23 protein-coding genes are annotated in these 23,464 nt (G+C 70.5%); 12 read left to right on the forward strand and 11 right to left on the reverse strand.

Annotated features, from left to right (window positions below; genetic code table 11):
* Positions 1-61 precede the first annotated feature (61 nt).
* Complete coding sequence (locus tag ACI2L1_RS16365) at positions 62-817, reverse strand: acyltransferase (RefSeq protein ID WP_404739989.1); 756 nt, start codon at positions 815-817, stop codon at positions 62-64.
* 105 nt (positions 818-922) lie between these two features.
* Between ACI2L1_RS16365 and ACI2L1_RS16370 the strand changes: the two genes are divergently transcribed.
* Positions 923-1,456, forward strand: coding sequence for a gamma carbonic anhydrase family protein (locus ACI2L1_RS16370; protein WP_404739990.1), 534 nt, complete (start codon positions 923-925; stop codon positions 1,454-1,456).
* A gap of 3 nt (positions 1,457-1,459) precedes the next feature.
* Here ACI2L1_RS16370 and ACI2L1_RS16375 read toward each other — a convergent pair whose 3' ends face one another.
* The gene (locus ACI2L1_RS16375) at positions 1,460-2,110 is read right to left on the reverse strand and encodes a DedA family protein (protein WP_404740065.1); all 651 of its coding nucleotides are present in this window, start codon (positions 2,108-2,110) and stop codon (positions 1,460-1,462) included.
* A 203-nt stretch (positions 2,111-2,313) separates the two neighbouring features.
* On the reverse strand, positions 2,314-4,107 hold the full coding sequence (locus ACI2L1_RS16380) for an RICIN domain-containing protein (protein WP_404739991.1): 1,794 nt from the start codon (positions 4,105-4,107) through the stop codon (positions 2,314-2,316).
* A gap of 463 nt (positions 4,108-4,570) precedes the next feature.
* Here ACI2L1_RS16380 and galU point away from each other — a divergent pair, with 463 nt between their 5' ends.
* The gene (gene galU / locus ACI2L1_RS16385) at positions 4,571-5,521 is read left to right on the forward strand and encodes a UTP--glucose-1-phosphate uridylyltransferase GalU (protein WP_404739992.1); all 951 of its coding nucleotides are present in this window, start codon (positions 4,571-4,573) and stop codon (positions 5,519-5,521) included.
* 768 nt (positions 5,522-6,289) lie between these two features.
* On the opposite strand, the gene ACI2L1_RS16390 is transcribed toward galU, so the two are convergent.
* Positions 6,290-6,727 (reverse strand): DUF4442 domain-containing protein, encoded by a 438-nt coding sequence (locus tag ACI2L1_RS16390; protein ID WP_404740066.1) that lies wholly within the window; start codon positions 6,725-6,727, stop codon positions 6,290-6,292.
* Between the two features lie 399 nt (positions 6,728-7,126).
* On the opposite strand from ACI2L1_RS16390, the gene ACI2L1_RS16395 reads away from it, so the two are divergent.
* A complete protein-coding gene (locus ACI2L1_RS16395; protein WP_404739993.1) occupies positions 7,127-8,428 on the forward strand; it encodes an MFS transporter in 1,302 nt (433 codons plus the stop codon).
* On the opposite strand, the gene ACI2L1_RS16400 is transcribed toward ACI2L1_RS16395, so the two are convergent.
* Both ACI2L1_RS16400 and tuf read right to left on the reverse strand, forming a co-directional pair.
* On the reverse strand, positions 8,390-9,235 hold the full coding sequence (locus ACI2L1_RS16400; RefSeq protein ID WP_404739994.1) for a spermidine synthase: 846 nt from the start codon (positions 9,233-9,235) through the stop codon (positions 8,390-8,392). The two genes, ACI2L1_RS16395 and ACI2L1_RS16400, sit on opposite strands and share 39 nt — an antisense overlap.
* A gap of 96 nt (positions 9,236-9,331) precedes the next feature.
* Complete coding sequence (gene tuf, locus ACI2L1_RS16405; protein WP_404739995.1) at positions 9,332-10,501, reverse strand: elongation factor Tu; 1,170 nt, start codon at positions 10,499-10,501, stop codon at positions 9,332-9,334.
* Between the two features lie 318 nt (positions 10,502-10,819).
* Here tuf and ACI2L1_RS16410 point away from each other — a divergent pair, with 318 nt between their 5' ends.
* Positions 10,820-11,584 (forward strand): TVP38/TMEM64 family protein, encoded by a 765-nt coding sequence (locus ACI2L1_RS16410; protein WP_404739996.1) that lies wholly within the window; start codon positions 10,820-10,822, stop codon positions 11,582-11,584.
* Between the two features lie 81 nt (positions 11,585-11,665).
* Here ACI2L1_RS16410 and ACI2L1_RS16415 read toward each other — a convergent pair whose 3' ends face one another.
* Positions 11,666-12,835: a thiolase family protein gene (locus ACI2L1_RS16415; protein WP_404739997.1), complete on the reverse strand. Its 1,170-nt coding sequence runs from the start codon at positions 12,833-12,835 to the stop codon at positions 11,666-11,668.
* Between the two features lie 103 nt (positions 12,836-12,938).
* Between ACI2L1_RS16415 and ACI2L1_RS16420 the strand changes: the two genes are divergently transcribed.
* From ACI2L1_RS16420 to lnt, 6 genes are all read left to right on the forward strand, one after another.
* A complete protein-coding gene (locus ACI2L1_RS16420) occupies positions 12,939-13,409 on the forward strand; it encodes a winged helix-turn-helix transcriptional regulator (protein ID WP_404739998.1) in 471 nt (156 codons plus the stop codon).
* Between the two features lie 124 nt (positions 13,410-13,533).
* Positions 13,534-14,409, forward strand: coding sequence for an undecaprenyl-diphosphate phosphatase (locus ACI2L1_RS16425; protein ID WP_404739999.1), 876 nt, complete (start codon positions 13,534-13,536; stop codon positions 14,407-14,409).
* Positions 14,410-14,592: 183 nt separating this feature from the next.
* Positions 14,593-14,772, forward strand: coding sequence for a hypothetical protein (locus tag ACI2L1_RS16430; RefSeq protein WP_362657980.1), 180 nt, complete (start codon positions 14,593-14,595; stop codon positions 14,770-14,772).
* 100 nt (positions 14,773-14,872) lie between these two features.
* Positions 14,873-16,045, forward strand: coding sequence for an FAD-dependent monooxygenase (locus ACI2L1_RS16435; RefSeq protein WP_404740000.1), 1,173 nt, complete (start codon positions 14,873-14,875; stop codon positions 16,043-16,045).
* An 87-nt stretch (positions 16,046-16,132) separates the two neighbouring features.
* Positions 16,133-16,615 carry a nuclear transport factor 2 family protein gene (locus ACI2L1_RS16440; protein ID WP_404740001.1) on the forward strand — a complete coding sequence of 161 codons (483 nt, stop codon included), beginning with the start codon at positions 16,133-16,135 and terminating at the stop codon, positions 16,613-16,615.
* A gap of 65 nt (positions 16,616-16,680) precedes the next feature.
* The gene (gene lnt / locus ACI2L1_RS16445; RefSeq protein WP_404740002.1) at positions 16,681-18,246 is read left to right on the forward strand and encodes an apolipoprotein N-acyltransferase; all 1,566 of its coding nucleotides are present in this window, start codon (positions 16,681-16,683) and stop codon (positions 18,244-18,246) included.
* Here the strand turns inward: lnt and ACI2L1_RS16450 are convergent.
* The gene (locus tag ACI2L1_RS16450; RefSeq protein WP_404740003.1) at positions 18,170-19,075 is read right to left on the reverse strand and encodes a Gfo/Idh/MocA family protein; all 906 of its coding nucleotides are present in this window, start codon (positions 19,073-19,075) and stop codon (positions 18,170-18,172) included. The genes lnt and ACI2L1_RS16450 overlap by 77 nt on opposite strands.
* Before the next feature lie 133 nt (positions 19,076-19,208).
* On the opposite strand from ACI2L1_RS16450, the gene ACI2L1_RS16455 reads away from it, so the two are divergent.
* Both ACI2L1_RS16455 and ACI2L1_RS16460 read left to right on the forward strand, forming a co-directional pair.
* Positions 19,209-19,721 (forward strand): DinB family protein, encoded by a 513-nt coding sequence (locus tag ACI2L1_RS16455; protein ID WP_404740004.1) that lies wholly within the window; start codon positions 19,209-19,211, stop codon positions 19,719-19,721.
* A 173-nt stretch (positions 19,722-19,894) separates the two neighbouring features.
* Positions 19,895-20,398 carry a hypothetical protein gene (locus ACI2L1_RS16460; RefSeq protein WP_404740005.1) on the forward strand — a complete coding sequence of 168 codons (504 nt, stop codon included), beginning with the start codon at positions 19,895-19,897 and terminating at the stop codon, positions 20,396-20,398.
* A 12-nt stretch (positions 20,399-20,410) separates the two neighbouring features.
* Here the strand turns inward: ACI2L1_RS16460 and ACI2L1_RS16465 are convergent, their stop codons facing one another.
* The 3 genes from ACI2L1_RS16465 to ACI2L1_RS16475 all read right to left on the reverse strand — a co-directional run bounded on the left by ACI2L1_RS16465 (position 20,411) and on the right by ACI2L1_RS16475 (position 23,408).
* The gene (locus ACI2L1_RS16465) at positions 20,411-20,932 is read right to left on the reverse strand and encodes a hypothetical protein (RefSeq protein WP_404740006.1); all 522 of its coding nucleotides are present in this window, start codon (positions 20,930-20,932) and stop codon (positions 20,411-20,413) included.
* A 121-nt stretch (positions 20,933-21,053) separates the two neighbouring features.
* Positions 21,054-21,737 (reverse strand): uracil-DNA glycosylase, encoded by a 684-nt coding sequence (locus ACI2L1_RS16470; RefSeq protein WP_404740007.1) that lies wholly within the window; start codon positions 21,735-21,737, stop codon positions 21,054-21,056.
* A 90-nt stretch (positions 21,738-21,827) separates the two neighbouring features.
* Positions 21,828-23,408: an ABC transporter substrate-binding protein gene (locus ACI2L1_RS16475; RefSeq protein WP_404740008.1), complete on the reverse strand. Its 1,581-nt coding sequence runs from the start codon at positions 23,406-23,408 to the stop codon at positions 21,828-21,830.
* Positions 23,409-23,464 lie beyond the last annotated feature (56 nt).

Genomic DNA, 23,464 nt, shown 5'->3' on the forward strand with positions numbered 1-23,464 from the left:
CCGGCCCCGCGAGCTGACTCGCACCCCTCAACCAGGCCGGCTCGCCCGACTCCCCGTCACCTCAGTCCAGCTCCGCGAGTTTCGCCGCCGTCTTCTCGTCCAGGCCGGCCAGCGCGTTGAGCTGCTCCGCCGTGGCCCCCTCCGGTATCGGAACCGGAGCCGGTGTTCTCAGCGGTGGCTGCCAGCCCTCCTCGGCCGTCCATCGCCGTACGACACGGGCGGGCGCCCCCGCGACCACGGCGTGGTCCGGCACCACACCCCGGACCACGGCCCCGGCGGCCACGACGACGTTCCGTCCGATCCGCGCGCCGGGGAGGATCACCGCCCCGGTCCCGATCCAGCACCCCGGCCCGATCTCCACCGGCTCCATCCGCGGCCACTGCTTGCCGATGGGCTCGTGGGGATCGTCGTAGGAGTGATTGGTGGACGTGACATAGACGTACGGCCCGAAGTAGCAGTCATTGCCGATGGTGACCGTGGTGTCGGCGATGACATGGCTGCCGCGCCCCAGCACGACCCCGTCGCCGATGCGCAGGATCGGATCCGGGCCGAGGTCGAGGTCGGGCATCAAGCCGGCCGTGAGGGTGACCTGTTCGCCGACGATGCAGTGGGAACCGACATGGATCCACGGCTCACCGAACACCGTGCCGAGCGGAAAGGCCAGCCGGCTGTGCGCGCCCAGCGCGCCGAAGCGGAGGCGGCCGGGGCGCTCGGCGGTGACGGAGCCCGTGCGCTGCACCCAGGCCCAGCCCGCGTGGACGGCACGCTGGACGAGACGGCCCCGCCAGGATGAGAACGTGTTCTTGCTCTTCGGCACGAGCTCACCGTACTGAGCACACGCCGTCCGCACGCGTCCGAGGCCTTGTGATCTTCGCCCCACCGGGTGGCGTACGGTTCGGGATATCCGGAACCAGGAGGCGAAATGGCGCACAGGGCGTTGATCACGGGCATCGGCGGCAAGGAACCGAAGATCGACGGGGATGCCTTCGTGGCGCCCACCGCGTCCGTGATCGGAGACGTGACGCTGGGGGCTGGGGCGAGCCTCTGGTACGGGGCAGTGGCCCGCGGCGACGTAGAACGCATCTCAGTCGGCGCCCAGAGCAATATCCAGGACAACTGCACACTGCACGCCGACCCCGGCTTCCCGTTGACGATCGGCGAGCGCGTCTCGGTAGGCCACAACGCGGTCGTGCACGGTGCGACGGTCGAGGACGACTGCCTGATCGGCATGGGCGCGACGGTCCTGAACGGCGCGGTGATCGGCGCGGGTTCCCTGGTCGCGGCCCAGGCACTGGTACCGCAGGGCATGCGGGTACCGCCGGGTTCACTGGTGGCGGGCGTACCCGCGAAGGTGCGGCGGGAACTGACGGAGGAGGAACGGCAGGGGGTCACCCTGAACGGCACGCTCTACGCCGACCTGGCCAAGGCCCACGACAAGGTGCACGAGACTCCGTGAGCGTCAGTCGGCGGCCGGGACGGTCTCCGGCTCGGCCGCCTGCATCTGGGCCGTCGCCTTCGCCGCCCTGCGCTTGAGCACGAGCATCGAGGTGAGCCCGATGAGCACCGCGAGCACCAGCCCCAGCCACGAGAACCGCTTCAGCCAGGACTCCGCGACGATGCCCACGTAGTAGATGACGGCGGTGGTCCCGCCGGCCCAGACGATCCCGCCCAGCACGTTGGCGATCAGGAACTTCCAGTACGGCATCCGCAGCACACCGGCGAGAGGTCCGGCGAAGATCCTCAGCAACGCGACGAAGCGGCCGAAGAACACCGCCCACATGCCCCACTTCTCGAAGGACCGCTCCGCCGTGGCGACATGGCCTTTGCTGAAGTGCTTGGGGAACTTGCCTGCCAGCCAGGCCAGTAGCGGCCGTCCGCCCTTGCGTCCGATTGCATAGCCGATGGAGTCACCGACGACCGCTCCGATGCTGGCGCACGCACCGAGCACCACGGGGTTGATCCCCGCGTGCTGCGAGGACAGCAGCGCGGCCGACACCAGGATGATCTCGCCGGGCAGCGGGATGCCCAGGCTCTCCAGGCCGATGACCAGGCCCACCAGGGCGTAGACGGCGGCCGGGGGCACGGTGTCGAGCCATTCCTGGACGTGCAACGCCGGTTCCTCCTGAGTCGCGTTCCCGGCGTGCGCCACGTACCGGCGCACGCCGAGGCAGCCTACCGGGTCACGAGAACCGACGTCCCGAGCACCGGCTCACCCCGCCGAGGCGCCCCCATGTCGTCGTGCCGGAAAGAGGGAAAGAAGGGCGGCCGGGGTCACCCCCCTCGGTGCGACCCCGGCCGCGTCCGCGCCACCGGCTACGGCAGCGCGGTCCGAGGGGTCGACGTGACGGCATCCGTCATCGACGTCACGGTGTGCGCGACCGCGTCCACCACCGCTCCCGCCTCCTCGACCGGCGTGGCCGGCTCGGAATCGCCGTGGTCGACCTGGGCGACCCTGGTCTCGTACCGCTCCGGCGGGGTCCCTTGCTGATCCGAGGGCCGGCCGGGGCTCTGGTCCGGTCCCTGGTCTCCCTGGTCTCCCTGGTCTCCCTGGTCTGAGTGGCCGTCGGCTCCGGGAGGCGAGGCCGGGGCGAGGTGGAGTGGGTCGGGCTCCTCGTCCGGTTCCCCGGAAGGGCTCCCGGAGGGGCTGCTCGTCTCCGTGTCCCCGGGCTGCCGCGTGCCCTGCTGGGCCGGCGCGCTCTCGTCGGCGGACTCCAGGTACCACCGCTGCCCCTGAGAGCCGTTCCGCTCGGTGACGACCACGGTGTTCCCGTTGCCGGGTGCGACCAGCAGTCCCTTGCCGCGGCGCAGCAGGAGTTCGCCGCGCACGGTGAGGTCGTAGCGGACCTCGCCCGTGTGCGCCAGACAGTCGGCGACCACGACGGTCCGCCTCTCGGCGTCCGAGTCGAGGCAGAGGCCGGGGTCGACGGCGCTGCGCAGCAGCCCGTCGTCCTGGTACGCCCACTGCTGTGACCCGGCGGAGGAGCACTGCGCCAGAACGGCCTTCGTGGCGTCGCCGGTTAGGCCCTCGCGCGTGTCGAGGCACAGTCCGTCGCCGGCGTTGCGGAGCCTGCCGTGGCCGACCTCGACGGGGTTGCCCATGGAGGCAGCGGACGGGGACCCGGCCTCCTGAGAGACCTCCGACGGGCTCGGCCGTAGGGTGTTGCCGCTGACCGCGCCCCAGGTGGCACCGGTCGTGGGCATGCCGTCATCGGTCCAGCCCTTGGCGACGAGCACCGTGGCGAGCAGGGCGAGGGACGTCAGTCCGGCACCCAGGAGGACGGCCCGGGGGTGCTTGCGGGACTGGGCGAGAAGGCCGGCCGGTACGGGCCGGTGGCGTCCGCCGGGCCGGGGCCGGGCGGTCCCGTGCAGCTCCGCCGCCGGTCGGCCGGCGGCGCGCGCGGGCCGCGAGTCCAGATAACGGTGGGCGCCCCAGCCGAGCACCGTCTCGGCGAGCAACACCTCAAGGCCGCCCTCGAAATGGCTGAGCTGTTCGGCCGCGTGCCGGCAGTACCGGCATTCCGTCAGATGTTTCCGCACATCGGGCAGCAGGCCTCCGCCCCGGCGAATCGGGACATCGAGGAGACGGTTGTAGAAACGGCATTCGCTGGTCGGCGCGAGTTCTCGATGGGCGCGTACACAGCCGGTGCGGAATTGCTCGCGGGCCTGCTCCAGTGCGGCGGCCGCGCGGGCGGTGTCGACACCCAACAGGCCGGCCGGAACGGAAACGGGCTCGGCCTCGACCTCCACATGCCACAGCAGGCATTGCGAGGCCCCCGGAAGGGCCCGGAATGCGCGCTCGGCAAGCAGTCGCCTTTCGGGGGTGACGGACCTCGCCGCGCGTAGACCACGACCACCGATCGTCTTGCGGAGTTCCGGAAGTACCGCGGATACGCTGTCATCGGCGGCCCACTCCTTGACGAACTCCCTCACGGCTATGAGAAGTTGCGGTCGCAGCGCTCCGTCACCCGCCCGTCCGAACACCCGGTGGAAAGCCGCGGCGGCCGCCATCGACGCCGAACCCGACCAAGACGCGAGGCAGATGACGGAGTATTCGTACGTCGCCTGCCAGTGCCGCGCCATCAACAGGGCTACGGCATGGCCGTCCACACGGTTCTCCCCGAGCCGGGCCAGGAGATTGCGGTCGGACTCCCCCGGACTCGATCCGGGCCGTGGGGGGTATGGGGGTCGTGGAGGGTAAGCGGATTGCACGGGACCAATTCCTTCCAGGCCGCAGGGCGGCATGGGGAATACGCGCCCTCGGAAAGCAGGTGCCTGATTGGTGCATACCTATGCCGCGTCAGTTCCGACTCGGCTATCGGGGGCGCTCACCTTCGCACAATTGCCGCACAGCAAACAAGAAGTTCGAGTGACTGACGTTCAAAAAGGAACGACTTCAGAAAAGTTACCGCGGGTATCCGCACCCGCATTCGAAATAAGCGGGGCGTCGGCTTCAAGTTGTGTACGCCGCAGGATGCTCGGCACACGAAATCTCCAACTTGCGACCGGGTCCACAGGAAGCTCCCAGGTACCTCCCGGTGGGCTCTCATCGCGGTCCCTCAGCATGATCCGCATGATCGTCCCCCACCCGACAGACACCCCCGTCCCCACCCGCACGGTCCGCAAGGCGGTCGTTCCGGCCGCCGGACTCGGCACCCGGTTCCTGCCGGCGACCAAGGCGACACCGAAGGAGATGCTCCCGGTCGTCGACAAGCCGGCCATCCAGTACGTCGTCGAGGAGGCCGCCGCTGCCGGGCTCGACGACGTACTGATGGTCACCGGCCGGCACAAGCGGGCCATCGAGGACCACTTCGACCACGCCTTCGAGCTGGAGCAGGCCCTCGTGGCCAAGGGTGACGCGGTACGCCTCGATGCGGTACGCGACCCGGCCCGCCTCGCCAACATCCACCACATCCGCCAGGGCGAGCCGCTCGGCCTCGGCCATGCGGTGCTGTGCGCCCGCCGCCATGTCGGCGACCAGCCCTTCGCCGTCCTCCTCGGCGACGATCTGATCGACCCGCGCGAGACCCTGCTCAGCACGATGCTCGACGTCCGCGAGCGCTACGCCGGCAGCGTGGTCGCCCTCATGGAGGTACCGCGCGAGCAGATCCACCTCTACGGCTGCGCGGCCGTGGAGCCGACGGAGGACGAGGGCGTGGTCCGCGTCACCGGCCTGGTCGAGAAGCCCTCGCCCGAGAAGGCCCCGAGCGCCTACGCGGTCATCGGCCGCTACGTCCTCGACCCCGCGGTGTTCGACGTCCTGGACCGCACCCCGCCCGGCCGCGGCGGCGAGATCCAGCTCACCGACGCCCTCCAGGACCTCGCGGCCGACGGCACGGTCCACGGTGTCGTCTTCGACGGCCTGCGCTACGACACCGGCGACAAGGCGGACTACCTTCGCACGGTGGTCCGCCTGGCCTGCGACCGCGACGACCTGGGCCCCGAGTTCATCGACTGGCTCAAGGAGTTCGTGGCGGGGCTGGAGAGCGGCGAAGGGCTTGGGCGGGGGCGGTTGGCGGCCTGAACGGCTGCCGCCGGGGCGACGGGGGTTGGGGGCCGCGACCACGTGGTGCGAGCGCCTCGGGGACCAGGCACCGTCCCGACCGGGTGTCACGGACAGGGCGCGGCCCCTCATGAGCGGCCCACGGCCGAACGGGAGGGGGCAGGACCCGGGTCCGGGTCCTGGTCTGGGTCTGGGTCTGGGTCTGGGTCTGGGTCTGGGTCTGGGTCCGGGTCCTGGTCCTGGTCCGGTCCGGGCTCGGTTGCTCAGGCCCGCGGCCACAACTCCCCCGGCGGGACGCCGACCGCAGCCACGCCCCCGGGGATCACCCGCGCAGGGCCTCACACTCAAGGCAGGGCCCGGCCAGAATCCGAGCCCCCGCCCAAGCCCAGTCACACAGACCCGCGGCCACAACTCCCCCGGGGGACGCCGGCCGCAGCCACGCCCCCGGGTTCACGCGCGCGGGACTCCGGCTCGGGGCGGCACCGGGCACCACATCTCCTCGGACGGGAGCCCCTCGCGGGATCGCACCCTCAGAGGAACTCTCCCCGACTCACCCGCACGCGCGTGTTACGCACACCCGGGGCCGACGGCCCGGACCGGCCGACAAGAGCGTGCACACATCCGGGACATGGGCCCCGTCGGCTCCTATGGAGACGTGCGGCTCACTCCACGCCGTCCGAAGCGCGCAGAAGAAAGGCCCGGCCGCCCGCGCGCGTGTCACACCCGCCTGGCGCCGCCCCGGGCCCATGGCCCGACCGCGTGAGCCGCCCGCACCAGGGCCGGCCTGACTCAGCCGTTCGGCCGCAATGTCCACACCACCGTCATCTCACCCGTGACCGCCCCGTCGGCCCGGCGGATCTCGATCGTGACCGGGAACTCCGGGCGCTCTCCGGCGTCCAGTTGGGCGACGACCTCGGTGGCCGGGCGGCCCAGGGTCGCCGTGGCGGTCACCGGGCCCATCGCGAGCTTGCGGTAGGCGATCTCCGCGCCGACGGCCAGCGGTACCGCACGCGAGAGCTGGTCGCCGAACGCGGCCAGGACGATCGCCCCGCTCGCCGACTCGCCGAGCGTGAACATCGCGCCGGCGTGCGGTCCGCCCACGTGGTTGTGGAACTCGCCCTGGTCGGGCAGGGCGACCACGGCCCTCTCCTGGCTGGTCTCCAGGAACTCCAGGTTCAGGGTCCGGGCCATGGGCACGGTGGCGGCGAGCATCTCGCCGATGGACATCTGGTCTGCGCTCATGACCGCGACGTTACCCACGAGTAGCACGCGCTGACCAGGCCCGGTGCCAGTGATGGCCGTCTCCATCGGCGCAGTTGCCCCGACGTCCCCGACCTACCGCAGGTGCCCCCGATACACTCACCGCCCCTCGATCACCTCGTCGTCGACCCGGCACCCCCGGTACAGACCCACGACTGCCCCGAACCGTTCGTGCAGTCCCAAGGGGAGATGTTCTTCACCGGACCAAAATGAACAAGTGGCGCACACGGCGTCAAAGATCATTGGCCCTTTCGGCGGACCCACCGAGGCACCCCACCGAGGGCCCCCACCGAGGGCCTCCACCGACACGCGATCTGGCCTGCAAAAGGTTTGGCAAGGCGGTACCCCGGCGGCGATAGTCGGCCGGTGACCCCCGCCGCCGACTCCTCCCGCCACGCCCGAAGACCCGCCTGGGCGAGCCGCAACTACAGCCTGCTGACCGTCGCCGCCTTCGTGACGAGCCTCGGCAGCAACGGCGCCATGATCGCCGCCGCGTTCGCCGTGCTGGAGGCGGGCGGCGACAGCGGCGACGTGGGTCTTGTGGCAACCGCGCGCACACTGCCGCTGGTGGTGTTCCTGCTGATCGGCGGGGCGGTGGCGGACCGCCTGCCCCGGCACCGCGTGATGGTCGCGGCCAACACGCTCAACTGTCTCTCCCAGGGCCTGTTCGCCCTCTTGGTCCTGGCCGGCGAGCCGCGGCTGTGGCAGATGATGCTGCTGACCGCGCTGGGCGGCACGGGGCAGGCGTTCTTCAGCCCGGCGGCCGAGGGCATGCTGCTGTCCTCGGTGAGCGGCGAACAGGCGGGCCGGGCCTTCGCGGTGTTCCGGATGGCGATGCAGGGCGCGGCGCTGGGCGGTGCCGCGCTCGGTGGTGCGATGGTCGCCGCGGTCGGCCCCGGCTGGGTGCTCGCGGCGGACGCGGTGGCCTTCGCGGTCGCCGGCTCGCTGCGGTCCTTCCTCGACGTCGGCCACATACCGACCCGCGAACCGGGCGCCGGCATGCTGGCCGACCTCCGCGACGGCTGGCGGGAGGTCGCTGGGCGGCCGTGGCTGTGGGGCATCGTCGTCCAGTTCTCCATAGCCAACGCGGTCCTGGGCGCCGCCGACGCGGTCTACGGCCCGCTCGTCGCCCGGGACGACCTGGGCGGCGCGGGCCCCTGGGGCGTGGCCCTCGGCTTCTTCGGCGCAGGCACAGTCGTGGGCGCCCTCCTCATGACCCGCTGGAAGCCGAACCGCCTGCTGTTCGTGGGCATCCTGTGCGTGTTCCCGATGGCCCTGCCGTCGGCCGCACTCGCCGTACCGGTGTCGGTGCCCCTCCTGTGCACGGCGATGTTCGTGGCGGGCGCGACCGTCGAGGTGTTCGGCATCTCCTGGATGACCGCCCTGCACCAGGAGATACCGGAGGAGAAGCTCTCCCGCGTCTCGGCCTACGACTGGTTCGGCTCGGTCGCCCTGATGCCCCTCGCGGCGGCGCTGGCGGGCCCGGCGGAGTCGGCGTTCGGACGCACCGCGGCCCTGTGGGGCTGCTCGGCGCTGATCGCGGCGGTCACGGCGACCGTCCTGTGCGTACCGGACGTCCGCAACCTGCGCCGTAACACCAAGCAGGTCACCCAGGTCACCGCGAACGACTCAGCCGATACCGAACGCCCCGTCGGGGGGCTCGGGTGAGGCCACGGCGTCCTCGTCCCGCACCGGCCGCGCCGCACCGATGAACTCCCGCAGCCCGGCGCCGTGTTCCACGCGCGCGGGAAAGGCGTCAGCCGCGGTACGCCGTGCCAGGAACGCCGTATCGACAGGCAGCTGCCCGGCGACGAGCACCGCGTTCCCGAACCGCCGCCCACGCAGCACTCCCGGCTCGGCGATCAGCACGAGCTCCTCGAAGACCTCGGCGAAATTGGCCAGTTGGGACCGCAGAAACGCGAAGGGCGCGGCATCGGCGAGGTTCGCGAGATAGATTCCGCCGCCCCGGAGGACGCGCGCGGCTTCACGGGCGTACTCCACGGACGCCAGATGCGCGGGAACCCTTGATCCTCCGAAGACATCGGCGACGAGCACATCGGCAGAGCCCTCCGGTGCCTTTTCCAGCCACCGCCGGGCATCGGCGGCGTGCAACGCGATCCCCGCCCCGTCCGGAAGCGGCAGATGCTCGACGACCAGCTCCAGCAGAGCCCGATCGGCTTCCACGACGTCCTGCCGCGTCCCCGGCCGGGTGGCGGCCAGATACCGCGGCAACGTCAGAGCACCTCCACCGAGATGTACGACGTCCAGCGCCCGCCCCGGCTCCCCGACACCGTCCAGGACATGCCCGAGCCGCCGCGCGTACTCGAACTCCAGATGCGTCGGCTCGTCGAGATCGACGTAGGACTGCGGAGCCCCGTCGACGGTGAGCAGCCAGGCCCGCTCCCGGTCGACGTCGGGCATGAGCTTGGCGACTCCGTGGTCGACGGTCCTGGTCACGGGTATCAGGTCGGTCACTCTCCTATTGTGGGCCGTCGGCACTGACCTGGGGGCGCGGGGAACTGCGCGACCAGCCACAACGGCCCCGCAGTCCCCCGCACACCGCAACCACCCTCACACAACGGCCGTCACGGTCCCCGCCCCCACGGTCCGCCCACCCTCACGGATGGCAAACCCGAGCCCGGCCTCAAGCGGCACGTCCCGACCCAATTCCACGGTCATGACAACCCGCTCCCCCGGCCGCGCGACAGCGACCTCACCGAGGTCCACATCCCCCACGACATCCGCCGTACGGATGTAGAACTGCGGCCGGTACCCGCTCGAGACAGGCGTCGTACGCCCACCCTCCCGCGCCGACAGCACATACACCTGCGCGGTGAACCGACGACTCGGCACCACACTGCCGGGCGCGGCCACGACATGCCCACGCCGTACGGCATCCCGTGGAACCCCCCGCAGCAGCAACGCCACGTTGTCCCCGGCCTGCGCCTCCTCCATCGGCTTGCCGAAGGTCTCGACCCCGGTCACCACCGTGTCCACGGCGGCCCCGAGCACCTCGATCCGGTCGCCCACCCGCACGGTCCCGCGCTCGACCGCACCGGTCACCACGGTCCCCCGACCGGTGATGGTCAGCACGTTCTCGACGGGCATCAGGAACGGCGCGTCCAGGTACCGCTCCGGCATGGGCACATATGTGTCCACCGCGTCGAGCAGCGCCTCGATCGACGCGGTCCACCGCGGGTCCCCCTCCAGGGCCTTCAGCCCGGAGACCCGTACGACGGGCACGGCGTCGCCGCCGTAGCCGTGCGCGGTGAGCAGCTCACGGACCTCCAGTTCGACGAGTTCCACCAGCTCCTCGTCGGCCGAGTCCGCCTTGTTCAGCGCGACCACGACATGGTCCACGCCCACCTGCCGGGCGAGGAGCACATGCTCCGCGGTCTGCGGCATGATCCCGTCGAGCGCGGAGACGACGAGGATCGCCCCGTCGAGCTGCGCGGCCCCGGTGACCATGTTCTTGACGTAGTCGGCGTGGCCCGGCATGTCCACATGGGCGTAGTGCCGGGTGTCGGTCTCGTACTCGACGTGCGCGATGTTGATGGTGATCCCGCGCGCGGCCTCCTCCGGGGCGCGGTCGATGCGGTCGAACGGCACGAACGTGCCGTTGCCGCGCTCGGCGAGGACCTTGGTGATGGCGGCGGTCAGGGTCGTCTTTCCGTGGTCGACGTGACCCATCGTGCCGATGTTCAGGTGCGGCTTGGTGCGCACGTAAGCGGTTTTCGACATGGCTGTACCTCGAAGCCTCTTCGTGTTCGTGGAAGAACGGGGACCCCAAGGACTCGCCGACCCTCCCCCTGCGGGGTCCGCCGGACGATCCGGGAAGGGTCAGCTTCGGGCGCCGTCTGCGGCGGCCGGGAAAACGGGAACGGCAGCCTTCGGCGCATCCGCGACTGCGGATGCTGCGAGAGCGAAGGCGTACCGGAACATGACGCAGATCATGTCCGACGCGTCGTCCCACGTCGAACGGTTTTCTGTCGCCTCCCGTCCGGACAACGGACAGCATCCGTACGGCGATCACACATCCGGGTCGGTTACCGTCACTGGATGCTCGATGCCACCACCCGCTCTGGGGGCACCGCCACGGCCACTCCCCCGGCCATCGCCACGGAGCTCGCTCTCCCCGTCCCCGCTCCGGTGGGTCTCACCACCCGTTGCACGAGAGTGCTGCTGTCGCCGTGGTCCCGGCTCTCCCTGCTCGTCGCGCTGCTCGCGGGCGCCGCGTCCATGGTCCTGCTCTTCGAGCCACAGCGACTGCTCGCGGACGGCTGGCCCCCCGAGCTCGGCGGGGTCGCGGCGGCCGTCGTCTTCGGGATCGCGTACGGCCTGTGCACGGTGGCCTTCGTCCCGCGACCGCTGCTGAATCTCGCGGCCGGCGCCCTCTTCGGCTCACAGCTGGGGCTCGTCTCGGCCCTCGGGGGCACCGTCCTCGGGGCCGGGATCGCCTTCGGTCTGGGCCGGATGCTCGGGCAGGACGCGCTGCGGCCGCTGCTGCGGGGGCGGTGGCTGAAGGCGGCGGACGGGCAGCTGAGCCGGCACGGGTTCCGGTCGATGCTGGCGGCACGGCTGTTTCCCGGCGTGCCGTTCTGGGCGGCGAACTACTGCGCCGCGGTCTCCCGTATGGGGTACGTCCCGTTTCTGGTCGCGACGGCGCTCGGGTCGATACCGAACACCGCCGCGTATGTGGTCGCCGGGGCGCGGGCTTCCGCGCCGACGTCGCCCGCGTTTCTGATCGCCATGGCCGCGATTGCCCTGCCGGGGGTGGCGGGGGTTGTGGTGGCGTGGCGTAAGCGGCATTCGTTGCGCGGCTGAGCTGCCGCCCCGGGCCGTCCGGCGTGTGCGGCGCCGTTGTGGCTGGTCGCGCAGTTCCCCGCGCCCCTGGGTGGGCTGCGGCTAGAGCCTTTCCAAGATCATGGCGTTGGCCAGGCCTCCCGCCTCGCACATGGTCTGTAGTGCGTAGCGGGCTCCTCGTTCTTGCATCGCGTGCACCAGTGTCGTGGTCAGGCGGGCGCCACTCGCGCCGAGCGGATGCCCCAGCGCTATCGCTCCCCCGTGGACGTTGACCTTGGTCGGATCCGCGCCCGTCTCCTGACGCCAGGCCAGGACCACGCTGGAGAACGCCTCGTTGACCTCGAACAGGTCGATGTCGTCGAGGGTCAGGTGCGCCCGGCGCAGGACCCTTTCCGTCGCCGGGACGACTCCCGTGAGCATGAGGATCGGATCGGACCCGGTGACGGCGAAGCTGTGGAGGCGGGCCAGGGGCCGCAGGCCCAGGCGTTGGGCGGTCTCGCTCGACGTGATGAGGACGGCCGAGGCGCCGTCGTTGATCGGGCTGGCGTTGCCCGCGGTGACGTTCCACTCGATCTGCGGGAAGCGTTCGGCGAAGTTCGGGTCGTAGTAGGCGGACTTGAGGCCGGCGAGGATCTCGGGGGTGCTGCCCGGCCGTACGCACTCGTCGCGCGAGACGCCGTCCAGGGGTACGACCTCGGCGTCGAACAGGCCTTGCTCCCATGCCTCGGCGGCCTTGTGGTGGGAGGAGACGGCGAACGCGTCCATCTGCTCGCGGGTGATGGACCACTTGGCGGCGATGAGTTCGGCGCTGACGCCCTGGGGGACGAGGCCGTCCTTGTAGCGTTCGGCGACACCGGGACCGAACGGGTCCTTGCCCTCGGGGACGTTGGACCACATCGGCACCCGGCTCATCGACTCGACGCCGCAGGCCACGACGAGGTCGTACGCGCCCGCGATCACGCCCTGCGCGGCGAAGTGCACGGCCTGCTGCGAGGAACCGCACTGACGGTCCACTGTGGTCGCCGGAACCGTCTCCGGGAGGCCGGCCGACAGGGCCGCGTAACGGGTGGTGTTCATGGCCTGCTCGCCGACCTGGTCGACGGTGCCGCCGATGACGTCGTCGATGAGCTCCGGGTCGATGCCGGAGCGCTCCATGAGGGTGCGCAGGGTGTGGGCGAGGAGTTCGACGGGGTGCACGTGCGCGAGGGCGCCGTTCGGCTTGCCCTTGCCGATGGGGGTGCGTACGGCTTTGACGATGACTGCGTCACGCATGGTGCGGGCCTCCGTGAGTGAGGACGGCTACTAGTCAGTAGGAAATCCAAACTCACCATAGCTCCGTAAGTTGGAAAAGCAAACCCTCACCTAGACTGGGCGCATGGCCGTCACCAAGGACCCGCGCCCCTGCTCGATCGCCGACGCCCTGGCACTCGTCGGCGAGAAGCACTCCCTGCTCGTCCTGCGGGAGGTCTGCCTGGGCAACGGCCGCTTCGACCAGCTCGTGCGCAACATCGGGGCACCGCGCGACGTCCTGGCCACCCGGCTGCGCCGGCTCGTGGACGCCGGGATCCTCACGAAGCGGGCCTACAGCGAGCGCCCGCAGCGCTTCGAGTACCGGCCGACGCAGGCGGGCCTTGAACTGGAGCCGGTGCTGCTGACGCTCATGGCGTGGGGCGACCGGCACCTGCGCAAGGACGACGACCGGCCCATGGTCATCGAGCACAGCTGCGGCAACGAGCTCCTGCCGGTCGTCTCCTGCTCCGCCTGCGGTGGCACGGTGGCACACGAGGACCTGACAGCCCACCCCCAGGCCCCGGGCTGGACGGTGACGGGACCGACGGCCGCCTGACCGCCCCTGTGCCGGGGCTGTCACCGCGGGGCGCTACGCTGCCCGGAGCACCCCGATCACCGCGCCCGGTGATGTGGCGCGCCCGACTCCCCTCAGACGATCAGCACTTGGACGCCGTAACTTCATGTCTTGGTTTGAATCACTCATCCTCGGACTCGTCCAGGGGCTGACCGAGTTCCTTCCCGTCTCGTCCAGCGCGCATCTGCGCCTGACCGCGGCCTTTTCCGGCTGGAAGGACCCCGGGGCGGCCTTCACCGCGATCACGCAGATCGGCACCGAGGCCGCCGTGCTGATCTACTTCCGCAAGGACATCGGGCGGATCATCTCGACATGGAGCCGCTCCCTCGTCAAGAAGGAACTGCGGAGCGACCACGACGCGCAGATGGGCTGGCTGGTGATCGTCGGCTCGATCCCGATCGGTGTGCTGGGCCTGCTGTTCAAGGACCAGATCGAGGGGCCGTTCCGCGATCTGCGCATCACCGCCACGATGTTGATCGTCGTGGGAATCGTCATCGGTATCGCCGACCGGCTGGCGGCACGCGACGAAACCGGCGGTAAGCACCGGGCGCCCAAGCAGCGCAAGGGACTTGAGGACCTGGGCATCAAGGACGGCCTGATATACGGCTTCTGCCAGTCGATGGCCCTCATCCCCGGTGTCTCCCGCTCCGGCGCCACCATCAGCGGCGGCCTCTTCATGGGCTACAAGCGCGAGTCGGCGGCCCGCTACTCGTTCCTCCTCGCCGTCCCGGCCGTACTCGCCTCCGGTCTCTTCGAGTTGAAGGACGCGATGGAGAGCGACCACGTCTCCTGGGGCCCCACGATCTTCGCCACGGTGATCGCCTTCGGCGTCGGCTACGCGGTCATCGCCTGGTTCATGAAGTTCATCTCGACCAAGAGCTTCATGCCCTTCGTCTGGTACCGCATCGCCCTCGGCATCGTCATCATCGCCCTGGTCACGACAGGCGCCCTGAGCCCCCACGCGGCGGAGTCGGCGGGCTGACACCCCGGTGGCCCTCACCCAGCAGTTCGCGCGAGTCACCCCGGAGTACGTGGAACACTGCCGCGCGCCCGTCGGACCGCGGACTCCTCCACGGGGCGCCCGCCCCGATCCGTGACCAATCACATACGTTGTGCGTAGCCGTCCGGTAGCGGACTGTCAGTTCTTGCGCCTAGGCTTGTGCGCATGTTCCCCGATTCCGTGACCTCTGGTTCCGTGCGGTCAGCTGCCGAGGTGAACGAGCAGATCCGGGCGCTCTGGATGCGCGCCGGCGGCACGCTGTCGTCACAGGAGCGCGCGGAGTACGAGCTGTTGGTGGTCGAGTGGGCGGCGGCGATCCGCGCCGACGTCATCGAGGCCGCCTGAGCCGCCCCACGTAGGCCGAAACGCCTTGTACGGCCCCGCAGTTCCCTTCGATAGCCTGCCCGGACCCACCGTCGAGTCTCCCTCGAAGTGAGGTCACGCCATGCGAGCGATCGTCGTGGGCGCGGGCATCGGAGGACTGACCGCGACGCTGAGCCTGCGTCAGGCCGGCCATGCGGTGACGCTCGTCGAGCAGTCGCGGCGGTTCACCGAGATCGGCGCCGGAATCCAACTCGCGCCCAACGCCACCCGCGTACTGCGCCGACTCGGCCTCCTCGACTCGGTCGCCGCGCAGTCCTACCGGCCGTCCCACATCAGCTTCCGCACCTGGTCCGACGGCACCGAGATCGTCCGCTACGCCCTGGGCCGCGAGGCCGAGGACGCGTTCGGGGCGCCGTATCTCCAGATCCACCGAGCCGATCTGCACCACGCCCTGGCGAGCGCCGTCCCCTCGGAGTCGGTGCGTCTGAACACCACGGTCGTGGGCATCGACCAGGACGACAAGTCGGCCTCCGTGACGACGGCGAGCGGCGAGCGCTGGGAGGCGGACCTGGTCGTGGCGGCGGACGGTGTGCGTTCCGCGGCACGCCAGTGGCTGTTCGGCGCGGACGAGGCCGTCTTCTCCCGTACGGCCGCCTACCGCGCGCTTCTCCCTACCGACCAGGTGGCCGATCTGGCCCTTCCGGACACCGGAGTCTGGCTCGGCCCGGACCGCCACTTCGTCCACTACTGGCTGCGCCGCGGTGAACTCCTCAACGTCGTGGCCGTGTTCGTGACGGACCGCACGTCCCAGGAGTCGTGGACCGCGCAGGCGGAACCGGGAGAGCAGCTGCGCACGTTCGCCGGCTGGGACTCCCGCCCGCTGACCGTCCTCGAACGCGCGGGCCAGGTCCTCCACTTCGGCATCCACACCCGCGCCCCGCTCACCCGCTGGAACACCGGCCGGGTCACCCTGCTCGGCGACAGCGCCCACGCGATGGTGCCGTTCCAGGCGCAGGGCGCGGCCCAGGCCATCATGGACGCGGCGGTGCTCGGCGACTGCCTCACCGACGCGGCACCGGACGAGGCGCCCGCCGCGCTCGACCGGTATGTGCGCCGACGGGTCCCGGCCGCCACCGCCGTACAGGCGAGTTCGGCGCGCGCGGGCCATGACTACCACCTGCCGGACGGACCCGAGGCCGAGGCCCGCAACGCCCGTATGGTCGCGCTTGCCGCCGAGAACAGGTTCGGCCCGCACTCGGCCGCCTGGCCGGTGGACGTGCTCGCGGACGGATGATCTGTTCGCCTGCCCAACACCGTCCCGCCCGCCGAATGTCCCCGCACGCCCCTTGGCGAGGCCCGCCCCATGCCCAACACTGAGCCGATGACGCAGCGTGTGGAACTCGCGACCGTGATGGACCGGCTGGCCGTGGACGCACTCGTCACCGACTACGCCGTGGCCGTGGACGACGGCGACTGGGAGGCCTACCGAAGGCTGTTCGCCTCGGACGGGCGGGCCGACTACCGCTCGGCGGGAGGGGTCGAGGGAGACGCGCACAAGGTCGCGGCCTGGCTCTCGGAGAGCCTGAGGCTGTTCTCGATGCGCCAGCATCTGATCGTGAACCGCCGCGTCCGGTTCGAGACTCTGGACCAGGACACCGGTGACACCGCCCGTGTCCAGGCCGACTACATCAACCCCATGCGCCTCGCCGACGACGCCACTTCCACCGCCCCCGACTTCGTCTGCGGCGGCCGTTACACCTTCTCCCTGCTGCGCACCGACGACGGGTGGCGGCTGCGCGAGGTCGTCGTACAGGAGAAGTGGCGGCATCTGCCCGACCCGCGGCCGACACCTGTGATCAACTGAGCCGGCGCCCTCGGGGTGGTCAACCACACGCACACTGGAGACACCCACGGGGTAGGAGGCGCCGTATGAAGACGTTCGGCCACTGGCTCGCCTCCCCGTGGCGGCGCTCCACCGTCGCCACGCTGGCAGGCGCCCTCCCCGTACTCGCGTTCCCCGCCCCGGACCTGTGGTGGTTCGCCTACGTCGCCCTCGTCCCGTGGATCGCGCTGATCCGCTCGGCTCCGACGGCGAAACGGGCGGCGTACGACGGCTGGGCCGGCGGTTTCGGGTTCATGGTGGGGATGCACCACTGGCTGCTGCCGAGCCTGAGCGTGTTCATCTTCGTCATCGGCGCCCTGCTCGGCGCGCTGTGGGCCCCGTGGGGCGCGCTGGTACGGCACTTCCTGGCAGGGACGCCCTCGCGCGGCCGGATCGCGGCCGCTCTGACCGTACTCCCGTCGGGCTGGCTCGGCATCGAACTCGTCCGCTCCTGGCAGGGGCTCGGCGGCCCGTGGGGTGTGCTCGGCTCCAGCCAGTGGGATGTGGAGCCGGCGCTGCGGCTGGCCTCGGTCGGCGGGGTGTGGCTGATCAGCTTCCTGATCGTGGCCGTCAACGTCGCGATCGCCGTGCTGGTGACAGTCCGAGCGTCCCGCGTCCCCGCGGTGGCGGGCCTGGTCGCCACGGCAGCCGTGACCTCCGCGGCCTGGATGTGGTCGCCGCGCCCCGACACCAGGGGCACGACTCGGATCGCGGTCGTCCAGCCTGGTGTCGTCGACGGCCCCGACAAGCGCTTCGCGCGCGAGGAGCAGCTGACCCGTGACCTCGCCGGGCAGGACGTCGACCTGATCGTCTGGGGCGAGAGCAGTGTCGGTTTCGACCTCGGTGACCGGCCCGACCTGGCGAAGCGGATCGCGGCGCTGTCGGCGGAGACCGGCGCCGACGTCCTGGTCAACGTGGACGCCCGTCGCTCCGACAAGCCCGGCATCTACAAGAGCTCGGTGCTCGTCGGCCCCGACGGTCTCACCGGCGACCGCTACGACAAGATGCGGCTCGTTCCGTTCGGCGAGTACATCCCGGCCCGCTCCCTGCTCGGCTGGGTCACCTCGGTCGGCAAGGCGGCCGGCGAGAACCGCAGGCACGGTTCCGAGCAGGTCGTGATGGACGTCGGGCACGGGCTGAAGGTCGGCCCGATGGTGTGCTTCGAGTCGGCGTTCCCCGACATGAGCCGTCATCTCGCCGAGGACGGCGCCCAGCTGCTGATCGCCCAGTCGGCGACCTCCACGTTCCAGCAGAGCTGGGCCCCCGAGCAGCACGCCTCGCTCGCCGCCCTGCGCGCCGCCGAGACCGGCCGGCCGATGGTCCACGCGACCCTGACCGGCGTCTCAGCAATCTACGACGCGAGCGGACAGCGGGTCGGGCAGTGGGTCGGCACCGATGCCAGCACCGCGCGCGTGTACGACGTACCGCTGGCGACCGGCACGACGGTGTACGTCCGCTTCGGCGACTGGACCGTGCAGGCGGCGCTGCTGGTCCTGCTGGCGTGGTGCGCCACCGACGGCCTGCGCGCGCTCCGGCTCAGGCGGACCGCTCCACAACCGCGTGTACCACCCGCTCGCACAGCTCATGGGTCGCCAGCGCGTCCCGGGCGCTGAGCACCTTTCCCGCACGCACGGCGTCGAGGAAGGCGAGGACCGCCTGCTCGATGCCGCGCTGCCGGGCCACCGGCACCCAGTCGCCGCGCCGCCGCACGGTCGGCTGGCCTTTGTGGTCGATCACCTCGGCGAGATTGAGCACCTGGCGCTTGGTGTCCTGCCCGGACACCTCCAGGATCTCCTCGGCCGAGCCGCTGAGCCGGTTCATCACCCCGAGCGCGGTGAAGCCGTCTCCGGCGAGCTGCAGCACGACGTGGTGCAGCAGACCGTCCTCGACACGGGCCCGCACGGTCACGTCGTCGACCGGGCCCGGCACCAGGAACCGGAGGGTGTCGACGACGTGGATGAAGTCGTCGAGGATCATCGTGCGCGGCTCCTCCGGGAGCCCGATCCGGTTCTTCTGCATGAGGATCAGCTCGCGCGGATGCTCGGCGCACTGCGTGTACCCGGGCGCGAAACGCCGGTTGAAGCCGACGGCGAGACTCACGTTCCGCTCCTCGGCGAGCGCCACCAGCCGTGCGGAGTCGGCGAGTTCGTAGGCGAGCGGCTTGTCGACGTAGGTCGGTACGCCCGCCTCCAGGAGCCGCGCGACTATGTCGGGGTGTACGTTCGTCGGCGCGTGCACGAAGGCCGCGTCGAGGTCCTGGGCCAGCAGGTCGTCCAGGTCGGCATGGCGCTGCGCGTCGGGAAGGCGCAGGCTGTCGGCGACCCGGGCCAGCGTCGCAGGGGTTCGCGTCTGCAGATGCAGTTCGACCCCGGGCCGACCGCCGAGCACCGGCAGATATGCCTTCTGCGCGATGTCACCGAGTCCGATGCAGCCGACCTTCACGTGGACTCCTCCAACGGTTGTCTGCCAGGGCCTTGCCGGAAGCATACGGCGGGGTCCGCGGCCGTCGGTAAGGGCGCCGGGAGCGCCTGCGAAATCGATGGTGGCCGCAGGTGATCCGGGAAAGGATGCGGACATGACGACCGAACGCACCGAACCCGCGACCACCGCCGACGAACGCACCATGCTGGACGGCTGGCTGGACTACCACCGGCAGACCCTCGCCAGGAAGTGCGAGGGCCTCACCGACGCCCAGCTCAGGACCGCCTCGGTGGAACCGTCGCCGCTGTCTCTGATGGGCCTGGTCCGGCATATGGCGGAAGTGGAGCGGAGCTGGTTCCGCAGGGTCATGGCCAACGACGACGCGGGGCCGATCTACTACAGCGAGGCCGACCCGGACGGCGAGTTCCACCTCACCGAGGCCGACTCCTGGGAGGAGGCCTACGCCACCTGGCAGGCCGAGATCGAGACGGCCCGGAGCCACGCGGCCCGCTTCGCCCTGGACGACATCAGCGTGGGCAAGCACCGCAGGACCGGCGAGCGGTTCAACCTCCGCTGGATCTACACCCACATGATCGAGGAGTACGCCCGCCACAACGGTCACGCCGACCTGATCCGCGAGCGCATCGACGGCGCCACCGGGGAGTGACGCCGACGCCCCGAGACGGGTGACGTCAGCACAGGGAGGCATGAGCACTCCGTATGGGGCGGAGATCACCCATGCGGGGCAACGTCCGCCTGTCCACTGTCGCCCGGGGCGGCCGACCCAGCAGAGTGACGCGGGTGCATCGAACCACGACTACCGCAACGCTCCTGGTCACCGTGGCTGTCTCGGCCCTCTCCGGCTGTGTGACGATCCAGCGTCCACCTCTGTCCGGGCCACCGCCGTCGACGGCGCCTTCCCAGCTGCCGGGACCGCGGGACGCCCGTCCGGACGGTCAGGCGGAGCCCGAGATCGTGCAGGCCCCGGCCCAGGAGGCGCTGTCCATGATCGACCCGTCCAGGTCCTCGAAGCCGAGCGGCACGGCGCCGCGCGGTACGGGCTCCGGAGCCTCGGCGGCCCCGGGGCAACAGCAGAACGGACAACCGGCACACACGCGTCCAGCGCACCCGGAACACCCCGCGCACCCGGCGCCTCCCGAGCAGCGGCACCCGGACGTACGCCACCCCCGGCAGCCACGCGTCGAGATTCCGGACGTGGCCAAGTCGGTCCCCAAGTCGGTGCCCAAGGACGCGCGGGACGTGTGCGCGCTGGGCAAGAAGTACGGTCGCTGGCGGGCGGACAGCCCGGAGGCGGTCATCTGCGACCAGGCATACGGCCGTTGAGACACCGGGGTGTCAGGGCCGCTGCCGCGGCGGCCCCCACCCGGCGTCGCCGCCGGTTCCCCCTTGGCCGAGCCGCAGTTCCAGCCTGCTGATCGCGGCCCGCACTCCGTCGCTGTAAGGGTCCTCCCCGAGGGCGTCCGACGCTCTGCGGGCCCGGCGCACATGGGTGCGGGCGGCGTCCGTGCGGCCGAGCCGCACATAGTCGGCGGCCAGATTCAGATGCAGGGAGGGGTACAGGGCGCGTACGGCGAGCGCGCCCTCGTGCCGGCCCAGCCGGTCGTCGGTGAGTTCCTCGGCGGCCGTCAACGCCCTGAGGTCCCAGGCGAGTTCGTCGCAGGGATCGTCCTGGGCGTCGGCCATGTAGTGCGCGAGGGTGCACCGGTGCAGTGGGTCGCCGTCCTCGCCGATCTCCGCCCACAGGTCCAGGAAGCGGTGCCGGGCCTCCTCGCGGTCCCCCGCGTGACACAGCATGACGACCTGCCCGATGCGCGTCATCACGGCATCCGGCACCGCCTGCTCCTGTCGCTCCGTCAAAGCGTCCTCCGAGCCTTCGTCGGCTGTCGTCGCTGTCCCTCCCGACGCTAGCCGCAGCCACTGACAATCCCGGTCAGGCCGCACCGGGCCGGGTCCCCGCGGCCCAGGCCCGAGGGAGGCGTCAGCCGAGGTTCGGGATCGTCCAGTCGATCGGCTCGTGGCCCTGCTGGGCGACCGCCTCGTTGATCTGCGTGAAGGGGCGGGAGCCGAAGAACTTCTTCGCCGAAAGCGGGGACGGGTGCGCGCCCTTGACCACCACATGGCGGGTCTCGTCGATCAGGGGGAGCTTCTTCTGCGCGTAGTTGCCCCACAGCACGAAGACCGCCGGGTCGGGCCGCTCGGCCACCGCGCGGATCACCGCGTCGGTGAACTTCTCCCAGCCCTTGCCCTTGTGCGAGTTGGCCTCGCCGGAGCGGACCGTGAGCACCGCGTTGAGCAGCAGGACGCCCTGCTGGGCCCACGGCATGAGGTAGCCGTTGTCGGGGATCCGGGTGTCCAGCTCCTCCTTCATCTCCTTGTAGATGTTCCGGAGGGAGGGTGGGGTCTTGACGCCGGGGCGGACCGAGAAGCACAGGCCGTGCCCCTGGCCCTCGCCGTGGTACGGGTCCTGACCGAGGATCAGGACCTTCACCTGGTCGTAGGGCGTCGCGTCGAGCGCGGCGAAGACCTCCTCGCGCGGCGGGTAGACGGGACCCTTCGCCCGCTCGTCCTCCACGAACTCCGTCAGCTCCTTGAAGTAGGGCTGCTGGAGTTCGTCGCCCAGAACCCCGCGCCAGGACTCGGGCAGCATGGCGATGTCGGTCACGTCAACGTCCTCACGATGTGCGGTCACTTCAGGCTTCTGAACCTACAGGCGACCACTGACAACGCGTGCCGGAAGGGCCGGGCACGGGACCTACCAGCTGGTCTTCCAGTACAGCTCCCACATCGTCATCATGGTCGCCGGATCGATGACCTTCTCAAGACCGGCGATCTCCTCGTTCGCGGCCACGTACTGCTTGCCCTGCCACAGCGGCAGCAGCCGTGCGTCGTCCACGAAGACCTGCTGGGCGTCCTCGATCTGCGGGCCCACGGCCCCGCGGTCGCTCTCCGCGCGTGACTCCGGCAGCAGCTTGCCGGTGATCTCGGGGGCGTCGTACGGGGTGCCGAGCGCGTTCTGCTCGCCGACGAAGGGCGCGATGAAGTTGTCGGCGTCGTGGAAGTCGGGGAACCAACCGCGCCCGAACACCGGGTACTCGCCTTTCTGATAGCCCTCGACGTAGGTCTTCCACGGGCGGCTCTTCAGGGTGATCGTGAAGAGGCCGGAGTCCTCCAGCTGCTTCTTCAGCTCCTCGAAGGCGGGCTTGGTCGTCGAGCCGTAGCGGTCGCTGGTGTACCAGAGGGTCAGCGGGACGCGTTCGGTGATCCCCGCCGCCCTGAGATACTGCTTGGCCTTGGACACACTGGGATCTCCGAAGTCGTCGAAGAAGCCCGTGGTGTGGCCGGTGAGTCCGGCCGGGACCATCGAGTACAGCGGCTCGACGGTGTCCTTGTAGACGTAGTGCACGAGCGCCGGTCGGTCGACGATCTGGGCGATCGCCTTGCGGACCGCGGGCTTGGCGGCCCACGGGTCGCTGGGGTTGAACACGAGGTAACTGATCTCGGTGGTGGGGTTCTCCACGAGCTGGAGCCCCTCCTTCTGCTGGTTGACCTCGATGTCCACGGTGTCGGAGGCACCGAGGCCGCGGTAGACGACCGAGATCTCCTTGTTCTTGAGGGCCTTGACCATGTCGTCCGACTGCTGGAAGTAGCGGATGGTGACGGCGTTGTTCTTGAGGTCCGCTATGCCCTTGTAGTTGTCGTTGCGGACGAGCTCGGCCTTCTCGCCCTCCTCGTAGGAGTCGAGACTGTAGGGCCCCGAGCCGGTGACCTTCCCGTCCTTGCGGAGCGCGTTCGCGGGGTACTCCTTGGGGTCCACGATCGACATGGCGGGCGTGGTGAGCACCAGGGGGAAGGTGGCGTCGGGCTGGGTCAGATGGAAGACGACCTCGCGGTCGCCCTTCACCTGCACCCGGGAGAGAGTTCCCAGCAGGCCGGCGGGGCCGCCGTTGACGTTGATCTTCTTGATCCGGTCGAACGAGTGCTTGACGGCGTTGGCGTCCAGCGGGTCCCCGTCGGAGAACTTCAGGCCCTCGCGCAGCGTGCAGCTGTACACGGTGCTCGACGTGTCCGTGAACTCGCAGCTCTCGGCGGCGTCGGGTTCGGGGTCGGAGCCACCGGGGCTGTAGTTGAGGAGCGTCTGGTAGACGTTGCGGAACAGCTCCCAGGAGTTGTCCCAGGAGGCCGCGGGGTCCAGCGTGGCGGGGGCACTGGTGGTTCCCACGACGATCGCCTTGCCGCCGTCGGAGGAGTCCGAGGAGAACACGCCGCATCCGGCCACGGTGGATATGGACACGAGGGCCGCGAGTGGCGGCAGGTATCGGTTCCGCTTGAACACGCGCTTGCTCCTCGAAATGCCGTACCAAGGGTCGGCAAAACATACCGCAGCACCAC

Origin of the sequence: Streptomyces sp. NPDC019531 (assembly GCF_044903305.1) — a bacterium.
In the GTDB taxonomy this organism is placed as follows: domain Bacteria; phylum Actinomycetota; class Actinomycetes; order Streptomycetales; family Streptomycetaceae; genus Streptomyces.

Coding starts and splice junctions, on each gene's coding strand:
- ACI2L1_RS16455 (WP_404740004.1), top strand. CDS start 19,209: ATGACGACCGAACGCACCGAACCCGCGACCACCGCCGACGAACGCACC.
- ACI2L1_RS16425 (WP_404739999.1), top strand. CDS start 13,534: ATGTCTTGGTTTGAATCACTCATCCTCGGACTCGTCCAGGGGCTGACC.
- ACI2L1_RS16415 (WP_404739997.1), bottom strand. CDS start 12,835: ATGCGTGACGCAGTCATCGTCAAAGCCGTACGCACCCCCATCGGCAAG.
- ACI2L1_RS16370 (WP_404739990.1), top strand. CDS start 923: ATGGCGCACAGGGCGTTGATCACGGGCATCGGCGGCAAGGAACCGAAG.
- tuf (WP_404739995.1), bottom strand. CDS start 10,501: ATGTCGAAAACCGCTTACGTGCGCACCAAGCCGCACCTGAACATCGGC.
- ACI2L1_RS16420 (WP_404739998.1), top strand. CDS start 12,939: ATGGCCGTCACCAAGGACCCGCGCCCCTGCTCGATCGCCGACGCCCTG.
- ACI2L1_RS16390 (WP_404740066.1), bottom strand. CDS start 6,727: ATGTCCATCGGCGAGATGCTCGCCGCCACCGTGCCCATGGCCCGGACC.
- ACI2L1_RS16410 (WP_404739996.1), top strand. CDS start 10,820: ATGCTCGATGCCACCACCCGCTCTGGGGGCACCGCCACGGCCACTCCC.
- galU (WP_404739992.1), top strand. CDS start 4,571: ATGATCGTCCCCCACCCGACAGACACCCCCGTCCCCACCCGCACGGTC.
- ACI2L1_RS16435 (WP_404740000.1), top strand. CDS start 14,873: ATGCGAGCGATCGTCGTGGGCGCGGGCATCGGAGGACTGACCGCGACG.
- ACI2L1_RS16440 (WP_404740001.1), top strand. CDS start 16,133: ATGACGCAGCGTGTGGAACTCGCGACCGTGATGGACCGGCTGGCCGTG.
- ACI2L1_RS16430 (WP_362657980.1), top strand. CDS start 14,593: ATGTTCCCCGATTCCGTGACCTCTGGTTCCGTGCGGTCAGCTGCCGAG.
- lnt (WP_404740002.1), top strand. CDS start 16,681: ATGAAGACGTTCGGCCACTGGCTCGCCTCCCCGTGGCGGCGCTCCACC.